This window comes from Microbacterium sp., assembly GCF_047607225.1.
Classification (GTDB): Bacteria; Actinomycetota; Actinomycetes; order Actinomycetales; family Microbacteriaceae; genus Microbacterium.
In genome coordinates, this window is sequence record NZ_JASGDO010000077.1 from 1 (window position 1) to 4,715 (window position 4,715).

The window sequence follows — 4,715 nt, forward strand, 5'->3', positions numbered from 1 at the left end:
GCACGGCCGTGGCCCACGCGGAGGCGGTCGCCGGTCACGCGGGTGCCGACGCACGCGTGCGGCTGGCGGCGGCGCAGCACGAACTTGCCGCCTCCCGCTCCGCGCACGATCCCGTCGAAGCCCTCGATGCTGCCCGCCGCGCGATGCGGCACGCCGAAGACGCCGCTGCGCTCGCGGCCTACGAGCGGCAGACCGGAAGAGCGACGATCGACTGAGCGGACGCGTCCGCGCTCAGAGGGGGCGGATGTTCTCCGCCTGCAGGCCCTTGGGACCCTGCGCGACGTCGAACTCGACGCGCTGGTTCTCCTCCAGCGAGCGGTAGCCGCTCGCGTCGATGGCCGTGTAGTGGGCGAAGACGTCGGCCCCACCCTCGTCGGGGGCGATGAAGCCGAACCCCTTCTCGGAGTTGAACCACTTGACGGTGCCGCTGCTGCTCATGATTGCCTTACCTGCTGCGCTACTCGGCGAAGGATGCACGCCGACGCCTCCACGGTAAACGGGAGCGTCGCCTCCCGCCCAGGGGCGTTTCAGATGGTGACGAAAATGTTGCATGCCGCGCGCAGGCGCCCGACACCATTCGACGCCCGGGCGTCACGCAGACGGCGCTCGCCCGGGCGTCGACGGATCCCCCCGGATAGGTCACGATGAAGCGTGACGGGCTCACTTTACTGCCGCCCACCCACACCGGAACGTGAGGCCTTGATGAGAATCCGCCGAGAGGAGGGTATGGCTCCGCAGGGACCGTCGGCGGGCACGCTCGGCAGCCGGACATACACTGTTGGCGACATGAGCGAGCCCCTCCCTCCCCTCGATCTGACGAACGTCGCCATCTTGAGCGACGAGGTCTACGAGACGATCGGAGCGGCGATCCTCGACGGCCGACTGGAGCCCGGGCAGAAGCTCCGCGACGTCGAGCTCGCCGCGCAGTTGGGCATCTCCCGCACGCCGGTGCGGGAGGCCCTGCAGCGCCTGGAGCGGTTCGGCCTCGTGGAGGTGGCGGTCGGTCGCTACACCCGCGTGACCGAGCCGGACCGGCGCCTGCGTGCGGAGACCGCCGAGCTGACCGCGCACCTCATGGGCGTCGCTCTGCGCCTCGCCCTGGCCGCGTGCGACGACGAGGCTCTTGCGGCGATCCTCACCGACGCCGACGCCGTGGTCGACGCGGCCTCGGTGGGCGACGTCCCGACGCTGTTCACCTCCTCGACGCGGATGTTCACGGCGGTCACCCACGCGACCGGCAACTCGGTGTTCATCGGACTCGTGCGCGAGGCGTCGCTGGCGATCCGGCGCAATCTCCGGGGTTGGGACGCATTCCTCGAGGGACCGATCGAGGGCATCGATCGCTACCTCGCCCTCCGCGAGTGCATCGCCGCCCGAGACGGAGACGGCGCCGAGCAGGCCCTCCGGCGGATCTACGGCTACGCCTGAGAACCCGGGACCGTGTCGCGCCGGGGGGCTGCGGTGGATCCCCGGACGATGAGCTGGGAGTTCAGCGTCGCGACGTCGCTGACCGGCGCTCCCGACATCGCCTGCAACAGGAGGTCGACGCCGAGCGCGCCGCTGCGGGCGATCGGCATCCGCACCGTGGTGAGGGCGGGAGTGACGGCACTGGCCAGATCGATGTCGTCGATGCCGACGATGCTGACATCGCGCGGGCAGTGACGGCCGAGCTCGGACAGCCCCGACTCCACGCCGAGGGCCACGAGATCGTTGTACGCCACCACCGCGGTCGCGCCGCTCGCCGCCGCGGGAGCCGCCGCCGCCCGTCCGCCCTGGATCGACGCGGCGTGGTGGCTCAAGCGCGTCAGACGGATGCCGTGGCGCTCGCACGCGCGCGCGATGGAGTCGAAGCGCCGTGCGTCGGCCCACGATCCGCGGGGACCGGACGCGTAGGCGACGTGCGTGTGGCCGAGCGCGGCGAGGTGCTCGATCGCCTGCGTCGGACCGAACTCCGCGTCCATGAGGATGCAGATCGCACCCTCGAGCTGTCGGTTGACGACGACGTAAGGGGTGTCACCCACGAGAGAGAGGAGCTCGTCGTCGGGAAGACGCGGGGAGCACAGGAGCATGCCGTCGAGCTGGCTCGCGCGCTGGATCTGCTCGCGCTCGCGGCGGAGGTCCTCGTCGGCGTCGAACAGCACGGTGCGATGCCGTCCGTGCCAGGCCTGCCCTTCGATCGCCTTCATCAGCGTCGCGTAGACGGGGTTGGCCACGTCGGGGACGACTACCCCGATCGTCTTCGTCGTCGTCGCCGGCGATGAGGTCACGTAGCCGAGCTCGCCGGCCGCGCGGAGCACTCGTTCTCGAGTCGCAGCGGCCAGTCGATCGGGTTCGCCGAAGGCTCGTGAGGCCGTGGCCAGCGATACGCCGGCCTTGCGCGCCACGTCGGTCAGAGTCGCTGCCACTATCGCCTTCCGGATGATCTGTCCTCCTATGATCGTCCATCGATCCTGTGAAAGGAGTTGACAAGTTTGTACAAGCCATACACACTGCTTGTCATGACGATCATCGCCGATCACCTGTCCGGGTGCGCGGACCCCGACGACGGAGCACCCGAATGAGCACCGACCTGCCGCGCTTCGGCCGCCCGACCGCCGCTGGTGTTCCCACCTCGCCGCGCTCGGCCGGGATCCTCCACTTGGGGCTCGGGAGCTTCCACCGCGCGCACCAGTCGGTCTACACCGCTGCCGCGATCGGCGCGGCCGGAGGAGACTGGGGCATCATCGGCGTCGCTTCGCGTTCCCGCACCGTCGTCGACGCGCTCCGCGCGCAGGACTTCCTGTACCACGTGGCCACCATCTCGCCGGGGGAGACCTCGCTCACGGTTCCCGCCGTCCACACCGACGCGTTCGTGGCGGCCGATGAGCCGGCTCGCGTCGTCGCCGAGATGGCATCCGACGCGATCAAGATCGTCACGCTCACCGTCACCGAGAACGGCTACAGCTACTCACCGGCCACCCAGCACCTCGATCTCGACGACGAGGCCATCCGCGCGGATCTCCGCGGCGGCGCTCCCCGTTCGACCATCGGACAGCTGGCGCGCGGGCTGCAGGCCCGCGCCGCCGCCGGAGGAGCACCCCTGTCGATCCTCAGCTGCGACAACCTCGCGGCGAACGGCGCCCACACCGAGAAGCTCGTCCGGGAGTTCCTCCACGCACTCCCCGGCCCCGAATCGGACCCCGTGCTCGCCTACCTCGACACGGCCGTCACCTTCCCGTCCAGCATGGTCGACCGGATCGTCCCCGCCACGACCGACGAGCTGCGCGCACAAGTGGGCCGGCTCTCCGGTCTCCGCGACGACATCCCCGTGCCCGCCGAGCCGTTCACGATGTGGGCGATCGAAGACCGCTTCGCCGCCGGGCGGCCCGCCTGGGAGCGCGCGGGCGCCGTGTTCACCGATGAGGTCGGCCGCTACGAGCAGCTCAAGGTGCGCCTCCTCAACGGCACCCACTCACTCATCGCCTACCTCGGCGCGCTCCGTGGCGCGGCGACCATTCCCGCCTCGATCGCGACGCCGGAGATCGAAGAGGCGGCCCGCGCCGTGTTGCGCGGAGAATACGAGCCGTCCGTTGAGGTCCCGAGCGGCGTCGACGTGCGTGCGTACGAGAGCGAGCTGTTCCGGCGCTGGGCCAACAGTGCGCTCGGCCACCGGACGAGCCAGGTCGGCAGCGACGGATCGGTCAAGCTGCGTCAGCGCATCCCCGAGCCGGCGCTGCGCGCGCTTGCTGCCGGGCAGATGCCGCACCTGCTCGCTCTCACCGTCGCCGGCTACCTGTCCTGCCTCGCGCCGCTCCCCGGGTTCGACCCCGGACCCCACGCAGCCGCGATGACCGACCCCGCGCGCGACACTCTCGCGCGTCTGGCCGCGACGGCGCGTGACGGACGCGAGCTCGCCGCGCGCGTGCTCAGCGAGCTGCATCTCCTGGGCACCGAGCTCGCCCATCACGACGCCTTCACCGCGCGCGTGGGAGAACTGATCGACACCATCCAGCGACAGGGGCCCGGTGCAGCGATCGCCGACGCGGTGGCGGAGTCCCTGGAAAACGCCACCCACGCGACGACGAAGGCGGTGCGCTCGTGACCGCCGCCGCGACACCGAAGGCCAACGCGACTGAGGAGGAAGGAGCGACGATGAAGGCGCTCACGATCTACGCAGCGGAGGACATCCGCTGGGAGGACCGCTCGGTCCCCGAGCCCGGCTCGGGCGAGGTGCGCATCCGTGTGCACTACGTCGGGATCTGCGGCTCCGATCTGCACTACTACTTCCACGGAGCCAACGGCGAGTACACGATCCGCGGCTCACTCGTTCCCGGGCACGAGCTCTCGGGAGTCATCGACCTCGACCCTTCGGGAACCCTCGCCCCGGGCACGCCGGTGACCGTGCACCCCGCCCGGTTCGGTCCCGCCGTCGCCGGCTTGGAGGACCGCCCGCACCTGCGCCCCGGCGGTGACTACCTCGGCAGCGCCGCCGCCGACCCGCACCGCCAGGGCGGCGCGTCGGAACTTCTCCTCGTCGAGGACCACATGATCCGCCTGCTGCCGCCGAGGCTTCCCCTCACGCGTGCCGCCCTCGCGGAACCGCTCGCGGTAGCCCTGCACGCCGTGGGCCTCGCGGGCGACCTCACCGGTCGCCGCGTGCTCGTGATCGGGGCCGGCCCCATCGGCCTGCTCGTCGCGGCCGCCGCCGCACGGGCGGGCGCCCTCGCCGTCGGGGC

General features: G+C 71.2%; 5 protein-coding genes and 1 pseudogene. 4 read left to right on the forward strand and 2 right to left on the reverse strand.

Annotation, left to right across the window (positions count from 1 at the left end; genetic code table 11):
- Nucleotides 1-215: pseudogene (locus QM591_RS15730) on the forward strand (hypothetical protein); the annotation flags it as partial.
- A gap of 16 nt (nt 216-231) precedes the next feature.
- On the opposite strand, the gene QM591_RS15735 reads toward QM591_RS15730, so the two are convergent.
- On the reverse strand, nt 232-438 hold the full coding sequence (locus tag QM591_RS15735; protein ID WP_415133769.1) for a cold-shock protein: 207 nt from the start codon (nt 436-438) through the stop codon (nt 232-234).
- Between the two features lie 348 nt (nt 439-786).
- On the opposite strand from QM591_RS15735, the gene QM591_RS15740 reads away from it, so the two are divergent.
- Nucleotides 787-1,428, forward strand: coding sequence for a GntR family transcriptional regulator (locus tag QM591_RS15740; RefSeq protein ID WP_415133771.1), 642 nt, complete (start codon nt 787-789; stop codon nt 1,426-1,428).
- On the opposite strand, the gene QM591_RS15745 is transcribed toward QM591_RS15740, so the two are convergent.
- Nucleotides 1,419-2,405 (reverse strand): LacI family DNA-binding transcriptional regulator, encoded by a 987-nt coding sequence (locus tag QM591_RS15745; protein WP_415133773.1) that lies wholly within the window; start codon nt 2,403-2,405, stop codon nt 1,419-1,421. The genes QM591_RS15740 and QM591_RS15745 overlap by 10 nt on opposite strands.
- Before the next feature lie 152 nt (nt 2,406-2,557).
- Between QM591_RS15745 and QM591_RS15750 the strand changes: the two genes are divergently transcribed.
- Nucleotides 2,558-4,081: a mannitol dehydrogenase family protein gene (locus QM591_RS15750; protein WP_415133775.1), complete on the forward strand. Its 1,524-nt coding sequence runs from the start codon at nt 2,558-2,560 to the stop codon at nt 4,079-4,081.
- A gap of 50 nt (nt 4,082-4,131) precedes the next feature.
- Nucleotides 4,132-4,715: alcohol dehydrogenase catalytic domain-containing protein (locus QM591_RS15755; RefSeq protein ID WP_415133777.1), on the forward strand; the 584-nt coding region annotated here is incomplete at its 3' end.

Coding starts and splice junctions, on each gene's coding strand:
- QM591_RS15735 (WP_415133769.1), bottom strand. CDS start 438: ATGAGCAGCAGCGGCACCGTCAAGTGGTTCAACTCCGAGAAGGGGTTC.
- QM591_RS15740 (WP_415133771.1), top strand. CDS start 787: ATGAGCGAGCCCCTCCCTCCCCTCGATCTGACGAACGTCGCCATCTTG.
- QM591_RS15750 (WP_415133775.1), top strand. CDS start 2,558: ATGAGCACCGACCTGCCGCGCTTCGGCCGCCCGACCGCCGCTGGTGTT.